This window comes from Streptomyces sp. NBC_00442 (assembly GCF_036014195.1).
Taxonomy (GTDB): Bacteria; Actinomycetota; Actinomycetes; order Streptomycetales; family Streptomycetaceae; genus Streptomyces.
Window position 1 is genome coordinate 4,730,715 of record NZ_CP107918.1, and the last position, 26,329, is coordinate 4,757,043.

The 26,329-nt window shown below is 72.3% G+C and carries 21 protein-coding genes and 1 other RNA gene; 12 read left to right on the forward strand and 10 right to left on the reverse strand.

Features of this window, described 5'->3' with window-relative positions; translation table 11 throughout:
• Window positions 1–31: 31 nt before the first annotated feature.
• The 3 genes from OG432_RS21120 to OG432_RS21130 form a co-directional block, all read right to left on the reverse strand.
• Complete coding sequence (locus tag OG432_RS21120; RefSeq protein ID WP_328312518.1) at window positions 32–1,357, reverse strand: glycosyltransferase 87 family protein; 1,326 nt, start codon at window positions 1,355–1,357, stop codon at window positions 32–34.
• A gap of 222 nt (window positions 1,358–1,579) precedes the next feature.
• Window positions 1,580–2,407 (reverse strand): ABC transporter ATP-binding protein, encoded by an 828-nt coding sequence (locus OG432_RS21125; protein ID WP_443058595.1) that lies wholly within the window; start codon window positions 2,405–2,407, stop codon window positions 1,580–1,582.
• A gap of 7 nt (window positions 2,408–2,414) precedes the next feature.
• Window positions 2,415–3,311: an ABC transporter permease gene (locus OG432_RS21130; protein WP_328315184.1), complete on the reverse strand. Its 897-nt coding sequence runs from the start codon at window positions 3,309–3,311 to the stop codon at window positions 2,415–2,417.
• Between the two features lie 242 nt (window positions 3,312–3,553).
• On the opposite strand from OG432_RS21130, the gene OG432_RS21135 reads away from it, so the two are divergent.
• Window positions 3,554–4,189: a TetR/AcrR family transcriptional regulator gene (locus tag OG432_RS21135; protein WP_328312520.1), complete on the forward strand. Its 636-nt coding sequence runs from the start codon at window positions 3,554–3,556 to the stop codon at window positions 4,187–4,189.
• Between the two features lie 475 nt (window positions 4,190–4,664).
• On the opposite strand, the gene OG432_RS21140 is transcribed toward OG432_RS21135, so the two are convergent.
• The 4 genes from OG432_RS21140 to OG432_RS21155 all read right to left on the reverse strand — a co-directional run bounded on the left by OG432_RS21140 (window position 4,665) and on the right by OG432_RS21155 (window position 11,838).
• Window positions 4,665–5,546 carry a carbohydrate ABC transporter permease gene (locus tag OG432_RS21140; RefSeq protein ID WP_328312521.1) on the reverse strand — a complete coding sequence of 294 codons (882 nt, stop codon included), beginning with the start codon at window positions 5,544–5,546 and terminating at the stop codon, window positions 4,665–4,667.
• A gap of 94 nt (window positions 5,547–5,640) precedes the next feature.
• Entirely contained in the window at window positions 5,641–6,993 is a 1,353-nt protein-coding gene (locus OG432_RS21145; RefSeq protein ID WP_328312522.1) for a carbohydrate ABC transporter permease, read from the reverse strand.
• Window positions 6,994–7,000: 7 nt separating this feature from the next.
• Window positions 7,001–8,413 (reverse strand): ABC transporter substrate-binding protein, encoded by a 1,413-nt coding sequence (locus OG432_RS21150; RefSeq protein WP_328312523.1) that lies wholly within the window; start codon window positions 8,411–8,413, stop codon window positions 7,001–7,003.
• 233 nt (window positions 8,414–8,646) lie between these two features.
• The gene (locus OG432_RS21155) at window positions 8,647–11,838 is read right to left on the reverse strand and encodes an FtsK/SpoIIIE domain-containing protein (protein ID WP_328312524.1); all 3,192 of its coding nucleotides are present in this window, start codon (window positions 11,836–11,838) and stop codon (window positions 8,647–8,649) included.
• A gap of 408 nt (window positions 11,839–12,246) precedes the next feature.
• Between OG432_RS21155 and OG432_RS21160 the strand changes: the two genes are divergently transcribed.
• The 4 genes from OG432_RS21160 to OG432_RS21175 all read left to right on the forward strand — a co-directional run bounded on the left by OG432_RS21160 (window position 12,247) and on the right by OG432_RS21175 (window position 17,868).
• On the forward strand, window positions 12,247–13,938 hold the full coding sequence (locus tag OG432_RS21160) for a serine/threonine-protein kinase (RefSeq protein WP_328312525.1): 1,692 nt from the start codon (window positions 12,247–12,249) through the stop codon (window positions 13,936–13,938).
• A gap of 164 nt (window positions 13,939–14,102) precedes the next feature.
• A complete protein-coding gene (locus tag OG432_RS21165) occupies window positions 14,103–15,347 on the forward strand; it encodes a serine/threonine-protein kinase (RefSeq protein ID WP_328312526.1) in 1,245 nt (414 codons plus the stop codon).
• Window positions 15,348–15,406: 59 nt separating this feature from the next.
• Window positions 15,407–16,513, forward strand: coding sequence for a peptide chain release factor 2 (gene prfB, locus OG432_RS21170; RefSeq protein WP_328312527.1), 1,107 nt, complete (start codon window positions 15,407–15,409; stop codon window positions 16,511–16,513).
• Window positions 16,514–16,914: 401 nt separating this feature from the next.
• A complete protein-coding gene (locus OG432_RS21175) occupies window positions 16,915–17,868 on the forward strand; it encodes a hypothetical protein (RefSeq protein ID WP_328312528.1) in 954 nt (317 codons plus the stop codon).
• A gap of 91 nt (window positions 17,869–17,959) precedes the next feature.
• Here the strand turns inward: OG432_RS21175 and OG432_RS21180 are convergent, their stop codons facing one another.
• Window positions 17,960–18,151, reverse strand: a complete 192-nt coding sequence (locus OG432_RS21180; RefSeq protein ID WP_328312529.1) for a hypothetical protein — start codon at window positions 18,149–18,151, stop codon at window positions 17,960–17,962.
• 265 nt (window positions 18,152–18,416) lie between these two features.
• Here OG432_RS21180 and ftsE point away from each other — a divergent pair, with 265 nt between their 5' ends.
• The 5 genes from ftsE to ssrA all read left to right on the forward strand — a co-directional run bounded on the left by ftsE (window position 18,417) and on the right by ssrA (window position 22,370).
• Window positions 18,417–19,106, forward strand: a complete 690-nt coding sequence (ftsE, locus tag OG432_RS21185; protein WP_267052939.1) for a cell division ATP-binding protein FtsE — start codon at window positions 18,417–18,419, stop codon at window positions 19,104–19,106.
• 46 nt (window positions 19,107–19,152) lie between these two features.
• On the forward strand, window positions 19,153–20,070 hold the full coding sequence (gene ftsX / locus OG432_RS21190) for a permease-like cell division protein FtsX (protein ID WP_328312530.1): 918 nt from the start codon (window positions 19,153–19,155) through the stop codon (window positions 20,068–20,070).
• 91 nt (window positions 20,071–20,161) lie between these two features.
• The gene (locus OG432_RS21195; protein WP_328312531.1) at window positions 20,162–21,361 is read left to right on the forward strand and encodes a S41 family peptidase; all 1,200 of its coding nucleotides are present in this window, start codon (window positions 20,162–20,164) and stop codon (window positions 21,359–21,361) included.
• Window positions 21,362–21,395: 34 nt separating this feature from the next.
• Window positions 21,396–21,923: an SsrA-binding protein SmpB gene (gene smpB / locus OG432_RS21200; protein WP_328312532.1), complete on the forward strand. Its 528-nt coding sequence runs from the start codon at window positions 21,396–21,398 to the stop codon at window positions 21,921–21,923.
• A 77-nt stretch (window positions 21,924–22,000) separates the two neighbouring features.
• Window positions 22,001–22,370: a transfer-messenger RNA gene (gene ssrA, locus OG432_RS21205) on the forward strand.
• A gap of 98 nt (window positions 22,371–22,468) precedes the next feature.
• On the opposite strand, the gene OG432_RS21210 is transcribed toward ssrA, so the two are convergent.
• Window positions 22,469–22,882 carry a hypothetical protein gene (locus tag OG432_RS21210; protein WP_328312533.1) on the reverse strand — a complete coding sequence of 138 codons (414 nt, stop codon included), beginning with the start codon at window positions 22,880–22,882 and terminating at the stop codon, window positions 22,469–22,471.
• Between the two features lie 60 nt (window positions 22,883–22,942).
• Complete coding sequence (locus tag OG432_RS21215; RefSeq protein WP_328312534.1) at window positions 22,943–24,178, reverse strand: MFS transporter; 1,236 nt, start codon at window positions 24,176–24,178, stop codon at window positions 22,943–22,945.
• Window positions 24,179–24,279: 101 nt separating this feature from the next.
• Between OG432_RS21215 and OG432_RS21220 the strand changes: the two genes are divergently transcribed.
• Window positions 24,280–25,290: a LysR family transcriptional regulator gene (locus OG432_RS21220; RefSeq protein ID WP_328312535.1), complete on the forward strand. Its 1,011-nt coding sequence runs from the start codon at window positions 24,280–24,282 to the stop codon at window positions 25,288–25,290.
• A gap of 152 nt (window positions 25,291–25,442) precedes the next feature.
• Window positions 25,443–26,270 (forward strand): hypothetical protein, encoded by an 828-nt coding sequence (locus OG432_RS21225; protein ID WP_328312536.1) that lies wholly within the window; start codon window positions 25,443–25,445, stop codon window positions 26,268–26,270.
• Window positions 26,271–26,329 lie beyond the last annotated feature (59 nt).

Sequence of the window (26,329 nt, forward strand, 5' to 3'; positions counted from 1 at the left end):
CGTGTGTCCGGCCGTGGAGTTCCCCGCCCTTTCAGGGGGTGCGGGTATCGCAGGTGAAGGGGCGCCCACCCTCCGGTGGGCGCCCCTTCACCGTAGTGGCCGACTCCGTCACCGTGGACGTCCACAACCGGCGGCAGGACACCAGCGCCGCAGCCACGAGCAGCGTGTTGCGGGCGGCCATGACGGCCGTGCCCAGGGCGCTCCCCGCGATGACCTCGTCGTACAGACAAGGGAAGGCCAGCGCGCTCAACGCGGCTGCCGGGAGCAGGAGTTGGGCCACCGGTCGCTGGGTGGTGCGGCCGGAGGTGAGGCAGACGGCGGCGAGGCCGAGGAGCCAGACGAGGTACTGGGGGCTGATCACCCGGCTCGTCACGGTGAACAGGAGGACCGCGCACAGCGCCGCGTCCAGCGGCACCGCCACCGTCCGGCGACGGGCCCGCACCCGCCAGAACAGCAGCCAGCAGACGGCGAGACCGGTCAGGGCGAGGCTGAGGGTGGCGAGCGCGGAGGCGTACGCCCCGGTGAACTCCATGGCGCCGTAGCGGTAGACGACCCGGCCGGGGTGGCCCGTCGCGAGGTGGGCGAGCTGGAGGGCGGTGCCGCCGAGGGACTCGATCTGGAGTCCCCGCCCGCCCTGTTGGCGCGCGAAGTCCAGGGAGTGGTCGAAGGCGAGAACGAGCACGGTGAGCAGCGCCGACACCGATCCCAGCGCGCCGAGCAGGGCGCGGCGGGTGCCGCGGCCGGGCGGGGCACCGACGAGGGCGAGCAGGGGCCACACCTTGACCAGCGCGCCCAGGCCCGCGAGGACACCGCCGAGCCCCGGCCTGCGGCGCAACGCGAGCAGCGCGCCCACCGCGAGGGCGGTGACCTGTACGTCGTAGCGGGCGTACGGGATGTGGAGCAGGAGCGGGAGCCCGCCGACCCACAGCCAGGCCCCGGCCGCGCTGCCACCGGGCCGCGCGCCGGCCCGCACCAGGGCGAGGGCGATCAGCGCGTCGCAGCCGAGGGTGACGGCGGTGAAGGCCTGGAAGAACGTGAGGAAGGGGAACAGGGAGGGGGTCAGCAGCACCGCGCCCGCGCCCGGCGGGTACTGCCAGGTGGGGTCCGCGAAGGGGAAGGCACCGGTGGTGAGCTGGTCGTACCAGCGGCGGTAGAGCACGTACACCTCGCCGCTCACGCCCCCGACGCCGAGCCGGTCGGTGACCAGGAGGTGGAGCATCAAGGCGCGGGTGGCGAGCCAGCCGACGGCGAGCGCGGCGTACCGGGTACGGCGGCCGATGGCACCCGGGTCGGGCGCGGTCGCGGGGGCCGGGATGCGGACCCGGGCGGGCGGCGGGGGCATCTGAGAGGGCGTCATCGCGCGAAGTTTATGCGCGCTATGTCCAGATTGCCGGGGGCGCCGCGAGGGCGATACGCGGCGCGGGGCGGGGGCGATACGCGGCGCGGGGCGGGGGCTGTGGTGCGGGCGTGGTGGGGCGGGCCGGGACGGCCTGGTGGGGGGGCGCCCCCGCACCAGGGGGAATTGCCCGGTCCTTCTGCTTGCGCCCGCTTCCGCCTACGTCACCTGCTACTTCTTCTTCTACTTCTTCTTCGTGTACTGCTCGTACGCCGCGAGCACCTCGGACGTGGGGCCGTCCATCCGCAGCGTGCCCGACTCCAGCCAGAGCGTCCGCTCGCAGGTCTCCCTGATCGAGGCGTTGCTGTGGCTGACGAGGAAGACCGTTCCGGCCTCCTTGCGCAGCTCGTTGATGCGCTCCTGGCTGCGGCGCTGGAACCGGGCGTCGCCCGTGGCCAGGGCCTCGTCGATGAGCAGCACGTCGTGGTTCTTGGCGGCGGCGATGGAGAAGCGGAGACGGGCGCCCATGCCGGAGGAGTAGGTGCGCATGGGGAGCGAGATGAAGTCGTCCTTCTCGTTGATCCCGGAGAAGTCGACGATGTCGTCGTAGCGCTCGCGCACCTCCTCGCGGGACATGCCCATGGCGAGCCCGCCGAGGGTGACGTTGCGTTCGCCGGTCAGGTCGTTCATCAGCGCCGCGTTGACGCCGAGCAGCGACGGCTGGCCCTGCGTGTAGATCTTGCCCCGGGCCGTCGGGAGGAGGCCCGCGACCGCCTTGAGCAGGGTCGACTTGCCCGAGCCGTTGGAGCCGATGAGGCCGATCGCCTCGCCGCGCCGGGCCACGAAGCTCACGCCCTTGACGGCGTGCACCTCGCGCATGCCGGGGCTCTCCTTGCGGGAGACGATCCGGTTGAGCGCGGCGGTGGCGCTGCCTCTGCCCTTGGAGCCCGCCCCGTTGACCTTGTAGACGATGTGTACGTCGTCGGCGATCACGGTCGGCGCGCCGAGCGGGTCGCCCGTGCCGGACGGGTCCGTCGCGGTGCCCAGGCCCGGAGCTTCGGTGTCCGCCATCTTGGTATCAGCCACGGCCGTACTGCTCCTCTGCCTTCCAGAAGTAGATGAAGCCCGCCGCCAGCGCGAGGACCGCCCAGCCGCCGGCCACCGCCCACACGTGCGGGGGTAGCTGCTTGGCGTGGAAGCTCTTGATCATCGAGAACCGGATCAGGTCGATGTAGACCGCGACCGGGTTGAGGCCGAGCAGCCTGCCCACGACGTGCGGCAGCTTGTGGAGCTGCGGCGCGAGGTTCCACATCACGCCGGACATGTACATCCACGTCCGCAGGACGAACGGCATCACCTGGGCGATGTCCGGGGTCTTCGCGGTGACCCGGGCCATCACCAGGGCGAGGCCCGTGTTGAACATCGACTGCAGGAGCAGGGCCGGGACGAGCATCAGCCAGGAGACGCTGGGCAGCTGGCCGAAGCTCATGATGATGATCGCCAGCGCGGCCAGCGAGAAGAGCAGCTGCTGGAGCTGCTGGAGGGCGAGCGATACGGGCAGCGAGGCGCGCGGGAAGTGCAGCGCCCGGACGAGGCCGATGTTGCCGGTGATCGCACGGGTGCCCGACATGATCGAGTTGGCCGTGAAGGTCCAGATGAACACGCCCGTGACCAGCCACGGGATGTAGTCCGGGGTGCTGGACTTGTTGCCCATCAGGATGCCGAAGATGAAGTAGTACACCGCCGCGTTGAGGAGCGGTGTCATCAGCTGCCAGATCTGGCCCAGCTTCGCCTCGCTGTACTGCGCGGTCAGCTTGGCGGTGGCGAACGCGGTGATGAAGTGGCGCCGGGCCCACAGCTGGCGCACGTAGTCGGGCAGCGTCGGGCGGGCGCCGCTCACCTTGAGGCCGTACTTGGCGGCCAGCTCGGCCGGGGTGAGGGCCTGGTCGCCGCCGGTGCGGCGGCCGGACTGCATCGGAATGGAGGCCGGTGCGGCCGGTGGTGCTGCGGTCGGGCGCGCAGCTGCGGTCTGGCTCACTACGGTCGCTTTCGCCGGGGCCCGGGAGGCTTCCCGGGGCGGAGGGATCACCCGCGACCGGGAGGATTCCCGGGGCGGGGGACGGGGGCGACGGGACGGAACCGTATCGTCGCTACGGCGAGAGTAGGACGCCTTGACGTCGCAACGCAACCGTCTCGTCGCAACGCTATGCTCAAGCCATGACCAAGACGGACCCGGAGACCGCCGCCACCAGCCGCCCGACGTCGCGCCGCGCACCCGCCGGCGCCGCCGTGCTGCGCGAGGACGTGACGGTCGCGATCCGGGGGGCCGTCTTCGAGGAACTCGCCGCGGTCGGCTTCGCCCGCATGTCCATCGAGGGCATCGCGCGGCGCGCGGGCGTCGGTAAGACGGCGGTCTACCGGCGCTGGAAGTCCAAGCTCGCCATGGTCCTCGATCTGGTGTCGGTCTTCGCGGAGCAGGGGCTTCCGGTGCCGCACACGGGGTCGCTGTACGGGGACATCCGGGCGCTGCTCGCGGTGGCCTCGATGGCCCTGCGCCACCCGATCGCCTCGCAGGTCATCCCGGACCTGCTCGTCGAGTCGGTGCGGCATCCGGAGATCGCCGACGCGATCAAGGCCGCGCTGCTGGACGGGCAGCAGGGGGTTGCGGTCGTGGTCGTACGGGAGGCGGTCGAGCGGGGGGAGCTGCCGGCCGGGGCGGATCCGGACCGGGCGCTGGATCTGATCGTGGGGCCGTTGTACTGGCGGCTCGTGGTGGTTAAGGGTGGGCTTCCCAAGGGGTATCTGGACGACTTGGCCAAGTCGGCCGTGGCCGCGCTGAAGGCCACGGCCTAGCCCTTGGGGGGGCCCACCCACCCGCCCGTGCGGCGACTTGAGGGCCTCAGCTCCCTGGGGCTGCGCCCCAGACCCCGGGGGGTTTTCCCACCCTCCCGCCCGTGCAAGGGGTTGAAGGGTTCGGCTCCCTGGGGCTGCGCCCCAGACCCCCTGAGGGGCTCCGCCCCTCGAACCCCGGCGGGGGCTCCGCCCCCTGCACCCCCGTTCGCGCCTGAAGGGCGCTCGTCCTCAATCTCCCCCAAGGCCTTAAGGGCCAGGGGGGACCCCCATGACGGGCTGAGGTTGCCTTGACTGGGCACCCTGCCAAGATCAGCCCCGTCAGGGGCGCGGGGAACTGCGCGAGAAGCGGGCACGGTTCGCAGGTGAACCGGGTTTTAAGGGGCGCGGGGAACTGCCGTCCGATCGGGCGGGCAAGTCCGTGGCGCGTGGCCCCCGTTCGCTTCCGCCCGGACCGCCGCGCCCGCGTCCTCGCCACTCACTTCACCGCGCCGGCCATCACCCCCGTCACGAACTGCCGCTGGAAGGCGAAGAAGACGGCGAGCGGGATGACCATCGAGACGAACGCGCCCGGCGCGAGCACGTCGATGTTGTTGCCGAACTGGCGGACCTGCTGCTGCAACGCCACCGTGATCGGCGGGTGCTTGGAGTCCGCGAAGATCAGCGCGACCAGCATGTCGTTCCAGACCCACAGGAACTGGAAGATGCCGAGCGAGGCGATCGCCGGGCCGCCGAGCGGCATCACCACGCGGGTGAACAGCCGGATCTCGCCCGCCCCGTCGAGCCGGGCCGCCTCGAGGAGCTCCCTGGGGATCTCCGCGAAGAAGTTGCGGAGCAGGAAGATCGCGAAGGGCAGGCCGAAGGCGACGTGGAAGATGATCACGCCGATCGTCGTCTCAAAGATCCCGATCTGCCCGAAGAGTTTGGCGACGGGCACGAGGGCGACCTGCACCGGCACCACGAGCAGGCTCACGACGACCATGAACCACCAGTCGCGCCCGGGGAAGTCCATCCACGCGAACGCGTAGCCGGCGAACGAGCCGATGACGACGACCAGGAGGGTGGCCGGGACCGTGATCGCGACCGTGGAGAGGAGGGAGTTGGTGATCGTGCTGTTGTCGAGCAGGTTCGCGTAGTTGTGGACGGTGAACTGGGACGGGTCGGCGAACGTCTTCCACCAGCCGGTCGAGGCGATGTCGGCGGGGCTGCGCACGGAGGAGAGCAGCAGCCCGATGGTCGGCATCAGCCAGAAGAGGCCCACCAGGATGAGGAACACCCGCAGGACACCGCCGCCCGCGCGCGACGCGATCCGCGCGGGCAGCGACTGCCGGGCCTTGACGATCCCTTCGACAGCGGTCATCCCTTGGCCTCCCTGCGCATGCGCCGGATGTTGCTGTGCTGTCCCGGGGGCCGACCCCCGGACCCCCGGCCGGAGGCGGTTGCCGTGCGGGCGGTCATCGCTTGGCCTCCCTGCGCATGCGCCGGATGTTGAAGAGCATCACCGGGATCACGAGGAGCAGCAGCAGGACCGCGATCGCGCTGCCGATGCCGAGGTCGGCCTCGGTGCCGAAGGACGAGCGGTAGAGCTGCAGGGCCAGGACGTTCGCGTCGGCCTGGCTGGAGCCTGGCGCGATGATGAAGACCAGGTCGAAGATCTTCAGGACGTTGATCATCAGAGTGACGAGGACGACCGCGAGCACCGGCGCGAGCAGCGGGACGGTGACCCGGCGGAAGACCTGCCACTCGTTGGCCCCGTCCACCCGTGCCGCTTCGAGGAGTTCGCGAGGCAGCCCGGCGAGGCCCGCCGCGATGAGGACCATCGCGAATCCGGCCCACATCCAGATGTACGAGCCGATGATGGCCGGGGTGACGAGCCCCGGGCCCAGCCATTCCACGCCGTTGTAGGGGGCGTGGAAGTTGCTTTCGGGGAGCCGGAGTTGGGCCCCGTCGGCCGAGGCGGGCAGCGCGAACGTGCCGTCGGCGGCGGCGGTCGCCGACGCGACCACCTTGCCGTTCCGCACGGCTTCGACCTTCATGCCCTTGAGGCCGAGCTCCTTGGGGTCGATGACGGTCGGATGCCCGCCGCCGCCCTTGGTGAAGTCGAGCCAGACCGTGCCGGTGACCTTGCCCGGGGTGCTCGGAGCGGCCTTCGCGGGCGTGGCCGATGACGGCATCGCGTCGGCGGCCACCCCCACCAGGGGCAGCAGCACGGGGGAGCCCGCACGCACCTGGCCCCGGGTGACGAACGTGCCGCCGCCGCCGTCCTTCAGCGGCGCGGTGGGCAGCGGATGCGCCTTGGGGTAGCCCGCCGCGTCGGTGAACGTGTCGTGCACGCCCACCACCACCGCGTTCGCGACCCCGCGCGCCGGGTCCTGCTCGTACACCAGGCGGAAGATGATGCCCGCGGCGAGCATGGAGATCGCCATCGGCATGAAGACGACGAGCTTGAACGCCGTTCCCCAGCGCACCCGTTCGGTCAGCACGGCGAAGATCAGACCGAGTGCGGTGGCGATGGTCGGGGCGCAGACGACCCAGATCGCGTTGTTCTTCACCGCGGTGCGGATGGTGTGGTCGGTGAACAGGGTCTTGTAGTTGTCGAATCCGGCGAACGAGTTCCCCGACTGGTCGAAGAACGACCGGTAGACGGAGAAGCCGATCGGATAGACGACGAGCGCACCGAGCAGCACGAGCGCGGGCAGCAGGAACACGGCCGCGATCCACTTGCGCGTGGCGGTGACGCTCTTGAGGGTCCTGGGCGCGGGAGGCGTGGCGGGAGGCGGGGCGCCTCCCGCCGTGGCGGTGGTCATCGCCGGATCAGTTCTTGAACGCCGCGGCCGCGTCGGCCTCCAGCTTGGACTGGGTGCCCGCGATGTCGGACGGGTTCTTCAGGAAGTCCTGAAGGTCCTTCCACTCACCCTTGCCGGGGGTGCCGCCGAAGGACTGCGGGGCCTGGTCCGACATGTCGAAGCGCACGTTGTCGCCCGCGCCGATCAGCGCCTTGGCGATGCCGCGCTGCACGTCGTTGGGGTACGCGCCGAGGTCCAGGGCCTTGTTCGGCGAGATGAAGCCGCCCGACCCGGCCGCGATCTTCGCGGCGTCCGTGGACCCCAGCCACGTCAGGAGCGCCTGCGCGCCCTTGGTGTCCTTCAGGGCCACCGCCGCGTCGCCGCCGGTGACGACCGGGGCCTTGTCGCCCACGGCCGGGAACGGGAACGCCTTGGCGTCGGTGCCGAGCTTGGCGGAGGTCTCCGCGATGTTGACCGCCGCGAAGTCGCCCTCGAAGACCATGCCCGCCTTGGGCTGGTCGCCGCCGGTGAAGGTCTGGGTGACGGAGGCGGGGAACTCGGTCTGGAGCGCCCCGTTGGCGCCGCCCGCGATCAGGTTCGGCTTGCCGAAGAGCTGGGCGAGCGTGGTGAGCGCGTCCTTGACGGACGGATCGGTCCACTTGATCGCGTGCTTGGCCAGCTGGTCGTACTTGTCGGGGCCGGCCTGGGAGAGATCGACGTTCTCGAACCAGTCGGTGAGGGTCCAGCCGTCCGCGCCGCCCACCGACACCGGGGTCACACCCGAGGCGGAGATCGTGTCGGCGGTGGCCAGGAAGTCCTTCCACGTCGCGGGCGGGGTGGCGCCCGCGTTGTCGAAGACCTTGGTGTTGTACCAGACGAGGGACTTGTTGGCGGCCTTGAAGTACACCCCGTACTGGGTGCCGTCGACCGAGCCCAGGTCCTGCCACACCTTCGAATAGTTCGCGGCGAGCTGCGCCTTGGCCTCGGGCCCGGCCGGCTTGGCCCACTTCTTCGCCACGGCCTGCTGGATCGCGCCGACCTGGGGGAGCATCGCCACATCGGGCGGACTGCCACCGGCGATCTTGGTGCCGAGGAAGTTGACGATCGGGTCCTGGGCGGGGACGAAGGTGACGGTGGCGCCGGTGCGCTTCTCGAACTCCTTGAGCACCTTGACGAAGTTGGTCTGCTCGGCCCCCGTCCACACCGCGGCGACCTCGATCTTCTCCCCGTCGAGCTTGGGGAGTTGGACGCCGCCCGCCGATGTCGTGGCGCCGCCGCTCGCGGACGGCGTGCTCTTCTTGCCGTCGTCGCTGCCGCCGCACGCGGCGGCACCGAGCGCGAGACCGCCGACGGCCAGGACGGCCACCAAGGTGCGGCCCGTCGTGGTGCGGCCTGTCGTGCCGGTGCGTGTGGTGGTGCGGCCTGTGCGAGTGGTGCGCATGCGTGCCCCGTCTCTCCCGTGCGCGTACGAACCGCCGCGCCCGGTGACGCAGGCGCCGCCGCTCTCGTCCCGTGCGACAGTCCTACGCCGGGTGCGGGGGCGCCGCAATACCGCCTTCGCCGTCACCCTGATGATCGTGATGGGCTTGTGACGTTGGGTGTTGCGGGATGTCCCAACTACCCTCCATTACTGCCGTGTTGATCACCGGAGCGGCCGGCGCCGGCCGCTCGCCCTCAGGACAGCGGCGCCACGGGGGCGGCGTTGACCAAGGACGCGGCACGGTCGAGGGCGCTCGCCAGCAGGGCGAGGTCGGTCGGGCCGTTGCCGAGCTCGCGGACCGGCCGGCGGGCCGGGGGGTCGCCCATCCGCTCCCACTCCAGGACCACGACCGTCGGCCGCTGCGTCGCCGTGCGCGGTATGCGCCCGGTGACCCGGCCGCCCTGGAACGGAACGGACACCCCGTCCGCCTGATGGAGCCGGCCACGGCCCGGGGACGGCTCGTCGGGCGACGGGGTGGCGGGCGGCGCGTCGAGGACCACCCGGTGCCGGGCGCCGCGCGCCAGCTCCGTGTCGGCCGTGCGCTCGGGCCGGGCCGAGGACGCCACGAGGTGCACCCCGAGCCGCTCGCCGTCCCTGGCCACCGCCTCAAGGGCCCGCACCACCGACCCCGCGGCCGGTCGGCCGGGGCTGCCGAGGGCGGGCGCGACCAGCGCGTCCAGATCGTCGACCAGGACCACGAGGCGGGGCAGCGAGGGGCCCTCCTCGGTGCGGCCGCGCGTGACCGGACGCAGCCGCAGGGTGCTGCTGCCCGGCGGGTCGAGGTCGCCGCGGGTCTCCGCCGCGGGCGCCTGCCGCTGGCCCACCAGGCGTCCCGCGACCTCGCGCTGGGACTGCCACTGGGCGAAGCCGAGCCCGCCGAGCAGCTCGGCCCGGCGCTTCAGCTCGGCCCCGAGCGCCTGGGCGAACTCCCGCATCCGGACCGGATCGGAGGCGATCAAGTGGGTGGACACATGCGGCAGTTCGGTACAGGGACGCAGTCCCTCGCCGCGCTCGCCGCCCGCGCCGTCGACCAGGATCATGCCGAGCCGGTCGGGCCGCGCACCTGCCGCGAGCGAGGCGGCGACGGCCCGGAGCAGCTCCGTACGGCCGCTGCCGGGCGGCCCTTCGATCAGGAGGTGGGGGCCGTCGGACGCGAGGTCCGCACCGAGTGGGCCGCGCGGCCCGGTGCCGAGCACGACCGCTCCGTCGGGCGCCGACTCCCAACGGGCCATCAGGGACGCGGGGGTGGCCCGCGCGAGCCCCAACTCGTCAAGGAGGCGGGAGGTGGCGGGCAGTGAGGAGGCGATGCGGCCGGCCGACGCGGCGGAGCCGTCCCCGCTGCGCAGCGGGGCGAGCGCGCGGGCGAACCGCTCGGCCCAGGGGCGCGACACCCCGTCCACCCGCGCCACCGTGCCGTGCCCCGCGGGGCGCCCGCCCGCGATGCGGACCAGGCGCAGGGCGGTGGCCACATCCCCGCTGAGCAGGGCGACCGCCCCGCACTCCCGGAAGGCGAGCGAGGCCGCGCACGCCGTCTCGTACGTGGCGTCGACGGGGGACGCGGCGGACGCGGCCGGGGTCTCGGCCAGGCACAGCAGATGGATGCCGGCGGCGGCGCCGGCCGCGGCGAGCCGCGCGGTGGTCTCGCGCAGCGGCGCCGAGCCGGGGTCGCCGTCCACCACGACCACCGTGAACGGGCCGGTGTGGCCCGCGGCCGCCTCGGCCACCGCCGCCCGGTCCGCCGAGGCCCAGCCCGGCCCGAGCGGGCCCGCGTCGAGCCGTCTGACCAGCTCGGAGGTGCGGGCCGTCGCCTGGTCGCGGTCGTAGGCGAGGAGCAGCCGGCAGTCCTGACCGTGGGCGGGGCGCGCCTGGGGGAGCCAGCCGAGCCACTCCCATTCGGCGGTGCGCGCCTGGAGGCCTCGCGCCCGGTCCGTGCTGATGAGGACGATCTCCAGGGTGGCCGGCGCGTGCAGCGCGGCGAGCTGGGCGATCACCGAGCGGGCCAGGCCGGACAGCCGCTCGCGCGGCCCCGCCAGGCCCAGCGAGCCCGCTTCGCGCAGCCCCACCGTGACCGGCACGGCCGCCAGTTCGCCCCGGTCGGCGGTGCCGACCCGGACCGCGAGCGCCTCCGGATGGCCGGGCTCGCGCTCCCACAGCCGGGGGCCGGGGCCGAGCGCGGTCAGCAGCAGCGCCGCCGGATCGGGCCAGCTCTCCGGGGCGGGCTCGGCCGGACGGTGCCGCCGTTCCGCGGGCGCCGGCTCGGGCAGCGGCTCGCCGCGGCCGCCGGTCAGCCGCCGCGCCCAGGCCCCTATCCCGCCCCGCCTGCGCCCGCCGTCCGGCAGGTCCGCGCGGGCGTGCTCGGCCTCGTCCGTCCCCGGCAGGCGCTCGGGCAGCCGGGTGCCGCGCAGCGGAGTGCCCTGGCGTGCGCTGGGCCGCGCATCGCGCCGGCCGTCCTCGCCGTCGTGCCCATGACCCTGCCGCGCCCCGGACGTGTCGGCGGGGCCTCCGTACGAGGGGTCGTACGGGCTCTCGTCCGTGATCCCGTACGCGCTCTCGTGCGACGGCTCCCCGTACGGCGGCCTCTCGTGCGGGCCGGCGGACGGCTCGCCGTGGAGCGGGGGCGGGGGCGTGGCCGAGGGAGGGAGGGCTTCGGGCCGCGGGGCGCCCAACTGGGCTGCGGAGCGCGCCTGTTGAACGCCCGGTGTGCCCCGTGTGCCCGGTGTGCGCGGGGCCGCCGGGGCCGGGGTGACGCGCAGATGACCCTCGCCGTCCGGCGTGGCCGCGAGCGACGGCTCCGCATCGGGGCCGCCCGGCGCGAGCCGCAGCGCCGACTCGCCGATCCGCAGCAGCGCCCCGGGGGCGAGCCGCACCGGGCGGGAGCCGATCTCCCTGCCATCGACACGGGTGCCGTTGGTGGAGTCGAGGTCGGCGACGGCCACGCCGCCGTCCTCGCCGATCGTCACCGTGCAGTGCCGGCGCGACACGTCCGGATCGTCGAGCGCGACGTCGGACTCGGTGGAGCGGCCGATGGTGACCCGGCCGCCGTGCAGCAGGTGGACGCCGCCCGCGTCGGGCCCCGCCACGACGTGGAGCCGGGCCGGCGCCGAGCCGTCGTGGGCCGGCTCGTCCTCGGCGGGTGCCGCGAGCGAGAGCACCGCGCCATCGACCAGGGGTGGCTCGCCCAGGACGCGGCGTTGGGCGTCGAGCCGCTCGCGGCCCGCGTACAGCACCACGGAGGCGCCCGAGACCTCGGCGCCGGACGCGGCCGACGCCAGGCCGGAGGCGACGGCCGCGAGTGCCGTCCCCGCCGGGGCGGTGACGAGCACGTCGCAGGCGCGCGCCACAGCGTGGCCGCTGCGCGGCGCGAGGACGGTCAGCCGGATCTGCATCGCCTCGGCGGTCCCTTCTGCGCGGGGGTGCCCAGAAGGGGGACCGGACCAGCCCTGTGATTCCCCCCACCCGGCACACAATTCGTGCTGAGGGCATCCTCGCACCTGCCACTGACAACACGCCCGTCGCCCGCCTCGAATTGATCTTGAATGGTCGGCTCGCGACGCAAATGTGGACGGAAAAGTGGCTGGTTGCGACCGAGTGAGGCATTCGCAGGAGATGCCGCGCACGACCGTTCGGCAACCTTCTGTGCGAGGACCGCGTCTTAGCGGATCCCCGGAGAAGCATGAGAAGACGGTGAACAACCTGGTGGCGCCGGAGCCACGACCCGTCGCCGCTCTGGGGAGCGGCACTAGAGTGGGCCGGAAACCCACAGCAATCGACGCGAGCAGCAGGGAGCGCATGACGTGCGGCCGGTAGGCAGTAAATACCTGCTTGAGGAGCCGCTCGGACGCGGCGCCACGGGCACGGTCTGGCGAGCCCGCCAGCGAGAGACCGCCGGCTCCGAGGCGTCCGTCGCGGGCCAGCCGGGCGAGACCGTGGCGATCAAGGTCCTCAAGGAGGAGCTCGCCGGCGACGCGGACGTGGTGATGCGCTTCCTGCGCGAACGCTCCGTGCTGCTGAGGCTGCGCCACGACAACATCGTGCGTACCCGCGACCTGGTGGTCGAGGGCGATCTGCTCGCCCTGGTCATGGACCTGGTCGACGGCCCGGACCTGCACCGCTACCTCCGCGAGAACGGCCCGCTCACCCCGGTCGCCGCGTCCCTGCTGACCGCGCAGATCGCGGACGCCCTCGCCGCCAGTCACGCCGACGGCGTCGTGCACCGCGACCTGAAGCCCGCCAACGTCCTCCTGGACGAGCGCGACGGCGCGATGCACCCGATGCTGACCGACTTCGGCATCGCCCGCCTCGCCGACTCCCCGGGCCTGACCCGCACGCACGAGTTCGTGGGCACCCCCGCCTATGTCGCACCGGAGTCCGCCGAGGGCCGCCCGCAGACCTCCGCCGTCGACATCTACGGCGCGGGCATCCTGCTGTACGAGCTGGTCACGGGCCGCCCGCCGTTCGCCGGCGGCACCGCGCTCGAAGTGCTGCACCGCCACCTGAGCGAGGAACCGCGCCGGCCCACCACCGTGCCGGCCCCGCTGTGGACGGTCATCGAGCGCTGCCTCAGCAAGGACCCCGAGCGGCGCCCCAGCGCGCAGAACCTGGCGCGCGGGCTGCGCGTCGTCGCCTCCGGCATCGGGGTGCACTCCACCCCGGCCCAGGTCGAGGCGGCCGACGGGGTGGGCGCGCTGCTCGCCCCCGACCCGGCGCCCGCCCCGGTCCCGGACGCGCCGGGCGCGGCCGACCCGACCCAGGTGCTGCCGAGCAACGCGGCCTCGTACGACCCGGCGGCGCGCACCTCGGTGCTGCCCCAGACCGGCCAGGGCGGCCACGCCGACCCGACGGCCGTCATGCCGCCGGTCCCGCCGGGGCAGCCCGCGCCGCAGGACCCGCACCCCTGGCAGTCCCAGCTCCAGGCGGCGCGCGACCGCAACGAGCAGACGCAGGTCGGCTACCTCTCGCCCGACGAGGACCCGCTGCGCCGCCGCCCGCACCGCCAGCAGCAGCCCCCGCAGGGCTACGGCCAGCAGGGCCGGCAGGGTCAGCAGGGCTATGACCAGCAGGGCCGGCGGCCCCAGCAGGGCTACGGGCAGCAGCCGCAGCAGGGTCAGCAGCGGCCGCCCCAGCACCAGCGGTACGCCCCGCCGCCGCAGCCCTACCAGCAGCAGCCGCAGCAGCACGTGCCGCAGCGTCAGCAGTACGCGCCCCCGCAGCAGCCCCAGCAGCCGCAGGCCCCGGCGCGGGAGCCGAGGGAGCCCCGCGAGCCTCGCCGGCGCAGCCCGAACCGGATGCGGATCCCCGGCCTCGGCTGTCTGAAGGGCTGTCTGTTCACGTTCGTGCTGCTCTTCGTGGCGGGCTGGCTGATCTGGGAGCTGACACCGCTCCAGGACTGGGTCGCCCAGGGCAAGAGCTACTGGCAGGCGATCGGTGACGGGATTTCGACGGTATCCGGCTGGATCAAGAGCATCGGCGACTCGACGGGCCAGTGATCACCGGGCCGTACGCGGGCCGCGCACGGGCCGCGAACACCCCGGCCAGGACGCGACTTCGGGGATTTGTCGACTTCCAGAGGGTGATTTCGGCGCCGGAAGTGAAGGTTGCCGTCCCGGCCGCGTAGCCTCAGCGTGCACAGCCAGCCGCTGAGGGAGCAGTCTTGGCACGGAATATCGGCAGCCGGTACACCGCCCACCAGATCCTGGGCCGGGGGAGCGCCGGCACGGTGTGGCTCGGCGAGGGGCCCGAGGGCCCCGTCGCCATCAAGCTGCTGCGCGAAGACCTCGCGGCCGATCAGGAGCTGGTCGGACGCTTCGTCCAGGAGCGCACCGCCCTGCTCGGCCTCGACCACCCGCACGTGGTGGGCGTCCGCGACCTGGTGGTGGACGGCAACGACCTCGCCCTCGTCATGGACCTGATCCGCGGCACCGACGTCCGCACCCGCCTCGACCGCGAGCGCAGGCTCGCCCCCGAAGCCGCCGTGGCCATCGCGGCCGACGTGGCGGACGGGCTCGCCGCCGCCCACGCCGCGGGCATCGTGCACCGCGACGTCAAGCCCGAGAACATCCTCCTGGACATGCAGGGACCGCTCGGCCCCGGCGGCGCCCACCCCGCGCTGCTCACCGACTTCGGCGTGGCCAAGCTCATCGACACCCCGCGCCGCACCAAGGCCACCCGCATCATCGGCACCCCGGACTATCTGGCACCCGAGATCGTCGAGGGCCTCCCGCCGCGCGCCGCGGTCGACATCTACGCGCTCGCGACCGTCCTGTACGAGCTGCTCGCCGGCTTCACGCCCTTCGGCGGCGGCCACCCCGGTGCCGTCCTGCGCCGTCACGTGACCGAGACCGTGGTCCCGCTGCCCGGCATCCCCGACGAGCTGTGGCAGCTGATCGTCCAGTGCCTCGCCAAGGCTCCGGCGTCCCGCCTGCGCGCCTCCGAGCTCTCGGTCCGGCTGCGCGAACTGCTTCCCCTGGTCGCGGGCATGCCCCCGCTCGACGTGGACGAGCCGGACGCCGAGGGCGCGGAGGACGAGGAGACGTACGAGGACCCGTACCCGAGCGCCCCCACCACCCCCCGCCGCGGTGCGGTCCCGCTGGTGCCCGGGGCGCCGCACGACTCCGCGAACCGCGACACCCACACCAGCATGCGCGTGCCCGCCCCCGACGAACTGGCCGGCGGCCCGCTCGGCACCGCCCGCGCGCCGCGCTCGGCCGGCGCCCCCCGGCCCGGCTCCGCCCGGCACCGGGCCGAGCAGGTGCGCAAGCGCCGCCTCGTCCTGACGACGACGGCGGTCGTCCTCGCCGCGGCGGTCGGCGTCGGCGGCTGGCTGGCCCTGAGCGACGACTCGGGGCCGCAGTCGCCCCCGCAGGACACCAAGAACTCGGCGCCCGTCCTTCCCTAGGGGTCCCGCGATCCGATGGCCCGGGGAACGCCGGAGCGCGCAGCCGTTACGCTGGACCCGTGGCAGTCGTCGATGTATCCGAAGAGCTGAAGTCCCTCTCCTCGACCATGGGGTCGATCGAGGCCGTCCTGGACCTCGACACGATGCGGGCGGACATCGCCGTGCTCGAGGAGCAGGCGGCCGCCCCGTCCCTGTGGGACGACCCGGAGGCCGCGCAGAAGATCACCAGCAAGCTTTCCCACCTCCAGGCGGAACTGCGCAAGACCGAGGCCCTGCGCTCCCGGATCGACGATCTCGCGGTGCTCTTCGAGCTCGCCGAGGAGATGGACGACCCGGACACCCGCACCGAGGCCCAGGCCGAGCTGGAGTCCGTGCGCAAGGCGCTGGACGAGATGGAGGTCCGTACCCTTCTGTCCGGCGAGTACGACTCCCGTGAGGCGCTGGTCAACATCCGCGCCGAGGCCGGTGGCGTCGACGCCTCCGACTTCGCCGAGCGCCTCCAGCGCATGTACCTGCGCTGGGCCGAGCGGCACGGCTACAAGACCGAGGTGTACGAGACCTCGTTCGCGGAAGAGGCCGGCATCAAGTCGACCACCTTCGTGGTCAGCGCGCCCTACGCCTACGGCACGCTCTCCGTGGAGCAGGGCACGCACCGCCTGGTCCGCATCTCGCCCTTCGACAACCAGGGCCGCCGCCAGACGTCCTTCGCGGGCGTCGAGGTGCTGCCGGTCGTCGAGCAGTCCGACCACGTCGAGATCGACGAGTCCGAGCTGCGCATCGACGTCTACCGTGCGTCGGGCCCCGGCGGTCAGGGCGTCAACACCACGGACTCCGCGGTCCGCATCACCCACCTCCCGACCGGCATCGTGGTCTCCTGCCAGAACGAGCGCTCGCAGATCCAGAACAAGGCGAGCGCCATGAACGTCCTGCAGGCCAAGCTCCTCGAGCGCCGCCGCCAGGAGGAGCAGGCGCTGATGGACTCGCTCAAGGGCGACGGCGGCAACTCCTGGGGCAACCAGATGCGTTCGTACGTCCTGCACCCGTACCAGATGGTGAAGGACCTGCGCACCGAGTTCGAGGTCGGCAACCCGCAGGCGGTCCTCGACGGCGAGATCGACGGCTTCCTCGAAGCGGGCATCCGCTGGCGCAAGCAGCAGGAGAAGTAGACCCCGCGCAGACCCCACGCACCCGAAGGCGCCGGCCCCCTCCTCAGGGGAACGGCGCCTTCGAGTTGTGCGGGTCGTGTGAACGGCAGCGGCGCGACCTGCTTCGCCGGTGCAAGCGGGAATTGAGCCGCGCGGCGCTTTGTCGACATGGGAACTCGCCTGTGGGATACGTCAGTTCGGGGTTTCTGTCACAGTCGTATTCCCGTACGCCCGGCAAGTGGGTCGATGTCGGACATTGCGTACGCAACGACCTTGACGCCCTCTTTAAAACTGGCAAAGCTAACGCGCGGCATGCGTAACTCTGGGGCGCGTGCGACGGGGGAGGGGCTTCATGGCCCGCCCGGTGTTGCCGCCCCGGGCGCTGCTCCATGACGAGATCGGCTACTGGGGGTAGCAAGCAGATGACCAAGAACACGCGGGTCCGCTTCGCGCGGATAGCTGCCGGTGCGGTGATTGCCGCCGGCGCGTCCTTGACCGCCGCGGGGGCGGCCCAGGCCGTCGGCTCCGACGCCGGCGACAGCAATACGCCCGCGATCACCCTGGGCGGCACGTGCGCCCCGACCGACCCGCTGTGCACCACGACGGGCGGTTCCGGTTCCACGGGCTCGACGACGGACGGCACGACCGGTTCGACGACGGACGGTTCGACCGGTTCGACGACGGCGGGCTCGACGGGCTCGACGACGGACGGTTCGACGGGCTCCACCACGGCGGGTTCGACCGGTTCGACGACGGACGGTTCGACCGGTTCGACGACGGCGGGCTCGACCGGTTCGACGACGGACGGTTCGACGGGCTCCACCACGGCGGGTTCGACCGGTTCGACGACGGACGGTTCGACCGGTTCGACGACGGCGGGCTCGACGGGCTCCACCACGGCCGGTTCGACCGGTTCGACGACGGACGGTTCGACCGGTTCGACCACGTCCGGCACCTCGGGTACGGCGGGTACGTCCGGGACCTCGGGCACGTCGGGCACCTCGGGCACGTCGGGCACCTCGGGTACGTCCGGCACCTCGGGCACCTCGGGTACGTCCGGCACCTCGGGCACCTCGGGTACGTCCGGCACCTCGGGCTCGACCGGCACCTCGGGTACCTCCGGCACTACCGGAACCACTGGTACCACCGGCGCCACCACCGGCTCGACCGGAACCACCGGCACCACGGGTAACACCGGCACCACCCCCGACAACGTCGGGTCGCAGCCCGTCGAGCAGGGGCAGCAGAAGGAGGAGCTGGCCGCCACCGGTGCGGGCGGGACCACCTTCCTGATCATCGGCGCCGCGACCATGATCGCGGGCGGCATCGGCTTCCGCTTCATGCCGCGCCTGGTCAACGGCCGTAACGTCGCGTAACCGCCAGCGGTAGCGACCGCCACGCAAGAGGGCCCCGGGTGCGATCACGCACTCGGGGCCCTCTTCGCGTACGAACGACGTGAGGACCGTCTCAGACGGTCTGGTGGGCCAGCAGGGCCAGGGCCCCGACCAGCACGATCAGCAGGGTGATCAGCGTGGCGGGGGTGAGGCCACCCCACTGGTTCTCCTGCTGGAGGCGCTCCCGGTTCGCCCGGCAGACGCTACAGCGGCCCTCGCTCACGGGCGCCGCGCAGTTGGCGCACACCAATCGGTCATAGGTCATGCGCTGTCCTCCTCCCGCGCGGCGGAGCCGACGCATCCAGCAGTCAAACCGCTATCTCTCCGCTCAACGCTCAGGGAAACGCAACCGTTCCCCCTACCACTGTGCCAGCTCCCGCGCGTTTCGGCGCGCCCCGCCGGATTCACGCCGTCCCCCACCCCGAGACCCGGGGGACATAAGGGGCATCCCCGGACGGGGCCTGCGCGGGCTCGTTCCGTTCGCGTAAGGTCACGCACACCTATACTCCCGGCCGACCCGTGGTGCACCCGTGATCCGATTCGACAATGTCTCCAAGACCTATCCCAAGCAGAACCGACCAGCCCTGCGGGATGTCTCCCTCGACATCGAGAAGGGCGAGTTCGTCTTCCTCGTCGGCTCGTCCGGTTCCGGGAAGTCGACCTTCCTGAGGCTCGTCCTGCGTGAAGAGCGCGCCAGCCAGGGGCAGGTGCACGTGCTCGGCAAGGACCTGGCCCGGCTCTCCAACTGGAAGGTGCCGCACATGCGGCGCCAACTGGGCACCGTCTTCCAGGACTTCCGACTGCTCCCCAACAAGACCGTCGCGGAGAACGTCGCGTTCGCCCAGGAGGTCATCGGAAAGCCGCGCGGCGAGATCCGCAAGGCCGTGCCGCAAGTCCTCGACCTGGTCGGACTCGGTGGCAAGGAGGACCGCAGGCCCGGTGAGCTCTCCGGTGGTGAGCAGCAGCGCGTGGCCATTGCCCGCGCCTTCGTCAACCGGCCCATGCTGCTCATCGCGGACGAGCCGACCGGCAACCTCGACCCGCAGACCTCCGTCGGCATCATGAAACTGCTCGACCGGATCAACCGGACCGGCACGACCGTAATCATGGCGACCCACGACCAGAACATCGTCGACCAGATGCGCAAGCGCGTCATCGAGCTGGAATCCGGCCGTCTCGTACGCGACCAGGCGCGCGGCGTCTACGGCTACCAGCACTGAGCGCCGTAGAGCACTCGTCGAGCACTGAAAGGCTGAAATAGTCGCCATGCGCGCCCAGTTCGTACTCTCGGAGATCGGGGTCGGTCTCCGCCGCAACCTGACCATGACGATCGCCGTCGTCGTGTCCGTGGCCCTCTCGCTCGCCCTGTTCGGCGGCACGCTGCTGATGCGGGACCAGGTCAACAGCATGAAGGACTACTGGTACGACAAGGTCAACGTCTCCCTCTTCCTGTGCAACAAGGCGGACGCCGAGACCGTCTCGCAGTGCGCCAAGGGCGCGGTGACGGCGCAGCAGAAGAAGGACATAGAGGCCGACCTCAAGAAGCTCGACATCGTGCAGAGCGTGGTGTACGAGTCGCAGGACGAGGCGTACAAGCACTACAAGGACCAGTACGGCTCCACCCCGATGGCCAGCTCCATCACCCCCGACCAGATGCCGGAGTCCTTCCGGGTCAAGCTCAAGGACCCGCAGAAGTACAAGGTCGTGGCGACCGCCTTCGCCGGCCGGGACGGCATCGAGTCGGTGCAGGACCAGCGCGGCACCCTGGACACCCTCTTCAAGATCCTCAACGGCATGAACGCGGCGGCCCTCGCGGTCATGGCGATCATGCTGATCGTCGCCGTGATGCTGATCGTCAACACGGTGCGGGTGTCGGCGTTCAGCCGCCGCCGCGAGACCGGCATCATGCGCCTAGTGGGCGCGTCCAGCTTCTACATCCAGGCCCCGTTCATCATGGAGGCCGCCTTCGCCGGGCTGCTCGGCGGCATCGGGGCGGCCGGACTCCTCGTCATGGCGCGCTACTTCATAATCGATCACGGCATGTCGCTGGCGCAGAACCTGAGCCTCATCAAGTTCATCGGATGGGACGCCGTGCTCGCCAAGCTGCCGCTGGTGCTCGCCTCCAGCGTCCTGATGCCCGCGGTGGCGGCCTTCCTGGCCCTGCGCAAGTACCTCAAGGTCTGACCGCGGCTCGACCCCGTGTGTGACGTACGCCCCGGGCGCCATAGGAGCAACACCCCCTATGGCGCCCGACGCTTGTCCTAGACTCGGCGCCATGCTCGGCCCGGACCTCTGTCCCAGGCCCCGCGGCGTGCGCCGCGGGGCTGCTCTGGCGTTGGTCTTCGTGACCGTTCTGGCGACCGCGGCCGCCACCAACTGCCTGCCGGGCGCCGAGCGCGAGCCCGTCGCGTTACCGGCCGGGGCCTCCGCCGCCCAGGGCGTGGACGCGCGGCAGGGGCACACGACGCGCGGCGGCGACCGCACCGCCGAGGACGTGGCGCGCGCGGCCGCCGAGGCCGAGGCCGACGGCAAGTCGGGCACCCGGGCCGCCGAGGAGGCGGTCGGGCGCAGCGGGGACCGGTGGGGCGCGGTCTACGACAAGGCGGAGTACGAGCAGTACGCGGACGCCCTCGAAGGCCGCTACACCGGTGTCGGCCTCTGGCTCGCCCTGACCGGCGACGGACGGACCCAGGTGACCCGGGTCGAGGCCGGCGGGCCCGCCGCCCGCGCCGGGATCGAGCCCGGGGACTTCCTGCACAGCGTCGACCAGTGGTCCGCGGACGGCCGCCCCGTCACCGACGCCGTCGCCCGGCTCCGCGGGGACGCGGCCGGCAGCAAGGTCGTGGTCGGCCTGAGCCGGGGCTCGCGCAGCTGGACCCGGACGCTGGACCGGGCGGTCCTCGGCACTCACGACGTGTCCGTCACCGACCTCTCCGCCAAGGCCGTGGTGATCAAGGTGGCCGCCTTCTCCAAGGGCTCGGGCGCGCTGGTGCGCGACGCGGTGCGCCGGGCCCCGAAGGGCGCCGGGATCCTGCTCGACCTGCGGGGCAACAGCGGCGGCCTGGTCACCGAGGCCACCGCCGCCGCCTCCGCCTTCCTCGACGGCGGCCTGGTCGCCACGTACGACGTGCACGGCCGTCAGCGCGCTCTGTACGCGCAGGGCGGCGGCGACGGCGCGAGGCCCCTGGTCGTGCTGATCGACGGCGGCACCATGAGCGCGGCCGAGCTGCTGACCGGCGCGCTCCAGGACCGCGGCCGGGCGGTCACCGTCGGCTCGCGCACCTTTGGCAAGGGCTCGGTCCAGATGCCCACCGGGCTGCCGGGCGGATCGGTGGCCGAGCTGACCGTGGGCCACTACCGCACCCCGGCCGGGCACGGCCTCGACGGCTCGGGCATCACCCCGGACCTGCCCGTCACCGAGCACGCCCTCGAACACGCCGAGACGGTTCTGAGCGGCCTCGGCGGCGCGACGTAAACCGCTTGCGCGGGGGTGAGAAAATGGCCGCACTATGGCTAAGAACACGGGCAAGGACAAAGAGAAGGACAGCAAGCGCAAGATCGTCGCGCAGAACAAGAAGGCACGGCACGACTACCTCGTCATCGACACCTACGAGTGCGGTCTCGTGCTCACCGGCACCGAGGTGAAGTCGCTGCGGCAGGGCCGGGCGTCGCTGGTCGACGGGTTCGTGCAGATCGACGGTGGCGAGGCGTGGCTGCACAACGTGCACGTGCCGGAGTACGCGCAGGGCACGTGGACCAACCACAGCGCGCGGCGCAAGCGGAAGCTGCTGCTGCACCGTGCCGAGATCGACAAGCTGGAGTCGAAGTCGGGGGAGTCGGGTCACACGATCGTGCCCCTCGCGCTCTACTTCAAGGACGGCCGCGCCAAGATCGAGATCGCGCTGGCCAAGGGCAAGAAGGAGTACGACAAGCGGCAGACCCTGCGCGAGAAGCAGGACCGGCGCGAGACGGACCGCGCCATCTCGGCGGTCAAGCGCAAGGAGCGGGCGAGCCTTCGCCAGGCCCGCCCGGAATAAGCTGGCACCGTCGGCCGTTGGTCACGTACGATGGGCCGTGCACCTCACAGCGGGTGCGCGTTTTGGAAACACCACATGGGGATGATCGGTTTCGACAGCGGATGTCGAAGCAGGGGAAGCGTGTCGAGGAAGCGACAATGATCTCGTAAACCATATGTCGCAAACAATAATCGCCAACACCAAGCGCGATTCCTTCGCCCTCGCTGCCTAAGTAGCGACTTGCGAAGTGTCAGCCCGGGGCTGTTCCCGACCCGGATCCTGGCATCAGCTAGGGAACTAAACTTCTAGACCCGGTCACGGGGTTTAGAAGGAAATCAAACAGTGGCTGGGCCCGTCGGCGACTTGTTCGCGTGATTGCCGGGGCCGAGAAAATCGCAGCGAACTGCACACGGAGAAGCCCTGTTTTTGCACCGTTGGACGCGGGTTCGATTCCCGCCATCTCCACCGTCGAGGAGAATCCGGATGATGTCCGGACCCCCTCGCCCCATGTAGGCAGAGGCCCGGTCGCTTTCGAGCGGCCGGGCCTTTGTCGTCGCTCCTGCCGGTCAGACGGTCGGCTGCCCGGTCAGCATGCCGAGGAGCTGGTCCATTTCGTTGCGCCATATGCGGTGCACGTTCATGCGGATCGGCTTCGGCTGGCCGGGCAGCTGGCAGCGGAACGAGCTCCACAGCGTGTTCCGGCGGACGTCGCTGATCATCTGCATCGCCTCGTGCGGCGGAATCGCGGTGACGATCTCCTGCGGGCGGTTGCTCATCCGGCTGGCCCGGTGCAGCAGCACGGCCTGCTGGGTCACGGTGACGAAGTAGTACGTCAGGAAGGCCTGGCCTATGACGCCGATGAGGCTCATCAGCCACACGCTCGGGCCGGCTATCGCCTGGATCGTGACGATCGGGCGGTCCTGGGGATTGGCCTGCGCGATCGCCTCGGCGACCTGCCGCTGAATCGTCGACTTCTTCATGGCCATGGGGATAGGCCTTTCCTGACACACGGTCATACTCAAGGGGGGACGTCCCGCTCATCAGCGGGGCGGTGCAGCGTACCGCCCGCGTCCGGCGGCGCTCACCACCAGGGCGAGGGCCGCCGCGCAGACCGGGACCACGTAGCCCACCCCGGGGCCCGCTCGCTCCACGACCTGCCCGCCGACGGCCGAGCCGGCCGCGATGCCGCCGAGGATCGCGGTGACGGCGAGGGTCATGCCCTCGTTCAACTGCCCCGGCGGGGTGAGCCGCTGCACCAGCGTCATGGCGGTGACCATGGTGGGCGCGGTGGCGGCGCCCGCGCACAGCAGCGCCGCCGCGAGCAGGGGCAGCGGTCCGCCGGAGCGCGCCGTGAGCAGCGGCAGCCACATCAGGAGGCTCATGGCGCCGACGCACCCGACGAGCCGGCCCGCCACGTCGCGCGCGGGCCGCGCCGCGCCATAGGCGAGTCCCGCGGCGCACGAGCCGGCCGCCTGGAGCGCGAGCACCGCGCCCGCGGCGGAGCGGTGGCCGAGACCGTCGGCGTACGCGATGGTCGTGATCTCCAGCGCGCCGAACACCGCGCCCGTGGCGAGGAAAACGGCCAGCAGCGGCGCGAACCCCCGTGCACGCACAGGGGAGTTGGAGCCGGCCGTACGCGGCGATGCGGGCGGCTCGGTCGTGCGCTGGGCGGCGAACAGCAGCACGCCCGTCATCAGCAGGACCGCCCCGACAAGGGTGCCGGCCTCGGGGAACAGTGCCGAGCACAGGAACGCGGCGGCGACCGGGCCGACCATGAAGCACAGTTCGTCGGCGGCCTGCTCGAAGGAATTGGCCGTGTGCAGGGCTGCCGCGTCGAGGGGCGAGGGGCCCCGGTGCAGATGGGCCCAGCGGGCGCGGGACATGCCGCCGGTGTTGGGGGTGGTGGCGGTCGCGGCGTAGGAGGCGAACAGGGTCCAGTCCGGGGCGCCGAAGCGCACGCACAGGAGCAGGGAGAGCGAGCCGAGTACCGCGACCGCCGTGGCGGGCACGGCGATCCTGGCCTGGCCGTGCCGGTCCACGAGCCGGGCCGTCCAGGGGGCGACCAGCGCGGTCGCGGCGAGCCCGGTCGCGGTGACCGCGCCCGCGAGGCCGTACGAACCGCGGGCCCCCGCGATCATGATCACGGCGCTGACGCCGAACATGCCCATGGGGAGCCGGGCGACGAGGTTGGGCAGGGTGAAGGCGCGGGCGCCGGGGGTGCGGAACAGGCATATGTACGGGTTCGGGCGGCGGGGGAGGAGGGTCGGATGCGGCATGCGCCAATCCTTTCCGGCGCGGCGCGAAGCGGTCCAACACCTGATCGGCGCCCATTCACGCACTCTTGTTGTCAACGCCCGCGGTGCGGTTGACTGCCCGCGTGCCCCGCGATGCCGACCCCCGCCTGCTGCGCTGCTTCGTCGCCGTCGCCGAAGAGCTGCACTTCACCCGCGCCGCCGCCCGGCTCTTCGTCGCCCAGCAGGCGCTGAGCCGCGATGTCCGGCGCCTGGAGCGGGAGTTGGGCGCCGAGCTCCTCATCCGCACCACCCGCGCCGTGGCGCTCACCCCCGACGGGGAGCGGCTCCTTCCGTACGCCCGCCGGGTGCTCGCCGCGCACGACGAACTGCGCGACGCCTGGACGGATCAGGGCCGGGAGCGGCCGCTCCTGGTCGACGTCTCGGCGCCCGTGGGCACCGGCGCGCGGGTGCTCGCCGCGGCCCGCGCGGCGGCTCCGGGCGCCGAGTTCGTGGCCCGGTTCATCAGCGGCCTCACCGGCGCGGCCGCCGAGATCCTCGCCGGGCGGCTCGACGTCTCGTTCGGCCGGGTGGCCGGCCTCGACCCGGCCGTCCGCGCGGCCCTCGGCCACCAGGCGGTGCGCTTCGAGCGGATGGCGGTGCTGCTCGACGCGGACCACCGGCTCGCGCGCCTCGCCGAGGTGGCGCTGGAGGCGCTGGCCGGCGAGACGCTGTACGTGGCGGCGGGCAACCCGGCCACCCTGGAGTGGACCGACCTGGCCGGGCGGCTCTTCGCGGGCCGCGGCATCGAGGCGGCCGCTCCGTTCCCGGAGATCGCGGGCGAGGAGGAGTTCGTACGGGTGGTGCGCAAGCGGGGCTGGTCGGTGCTTGCCAGTACCGACTTCATGGAAGTGCCCGGCATGGTCGTGCGTCCGCTGACCGCGCCCGTGCCGCTCTCGCCGGTGTCGATGGTGTGGCGCAAGGGGATCACCCATCCCGGAGTCCGCGTCCTGCGCAGGGCCGCGGCCGAGGCGTCGGCCGCGCACGGATGGCTGACGCGCCCCGCCGGCAGCTGGCTCCCCGAGCCCGACTTGTCCCTGATGATGGCCGATGCCCCGGATGTGGGCCGCCTAAGGCGAACATCACGCGATACGTGAACACATGTCCACAGCGGCGTGCGCTACATTCAACGCCCGGGTGCGGCGGGATGGTGGGGGCGCGAGGAACGGGTGGGGTTTCCCTGTTCCGGATGTGGCGCCCGGGAGTCGTGCGCGCAACCCGCGAAACACATCAGGGAGTGCGTACGAACATGGACAGTCGGATAGAGAACGGGCCGGGCGGTCAGACCCGCACCGGTCACACCGCCAAGGGACACCCGCAGCACGACGCGACGATGCAACTCGGCGTCTTCGCGGAGCAGTTGATCAAGCCCGGGGCGACGGAACGGGCCACCGAGCGGGCCACCGACCGGACGCCCGAACGGGCGACGGCGGGGCGCGAGCCGGCGGTCCTGCCGGTCAGGACCGAGTCGGTCAGGGCCGAGACGGTCAGGACCGAGACGCTGGACCGGATGGTCAAGCCCGCGCAGGCGGAACGGGCGGCCGAGCCCGAGCCGGTGGAGCGGTCCGCGACCCAGAAGATCCCCATCTTCCGGCCGCTCGCCGCCATCCCGAGCCAGCGGGGCCACGACCGGCCCGTATTCGTCGACTCCAGCGGGCGCCGGGGCAAGAAGCTGCGCTGGCTCGGCTGGATCTTCGGGCTCGCCGCGACCGGCTTCGCCGTGGCGCTCGTCGGATCGCTGCTCGGCGGAAGCGCCAGCGCCCCCGGCCTGACCATCCCCGACGGCAAGGCCGACGCCGTGACGGCCCCGCCCAAGGCGACCGCGACCGCGTCGCAGGCCGCCAAGTCCCCGCGGCCCAAAGCGTCCCCGAAGGAGATCGTGGCCCCCACGCACAGCGCCCCCAAGGCGCCGTCGCCCAAGGCCTCCAAGTCCTCCCGGTCCGCCGCGAGCTCGCACAGCGCGACCCCCGTCACGGGGCACAGCCCGGTGAACACCAAGGCCTCCCCGTCCGTCGGCGCCTCGACCAGGCCGACCGGCCACGTCGTCTCGCCCTCCGGCGGCGCGACCGGCGCCTGACGGGCGCCCGACGCGCCGTCGTCGCCGCCCCGCCCCGCCCACGGCGGCCGGGACCGCAC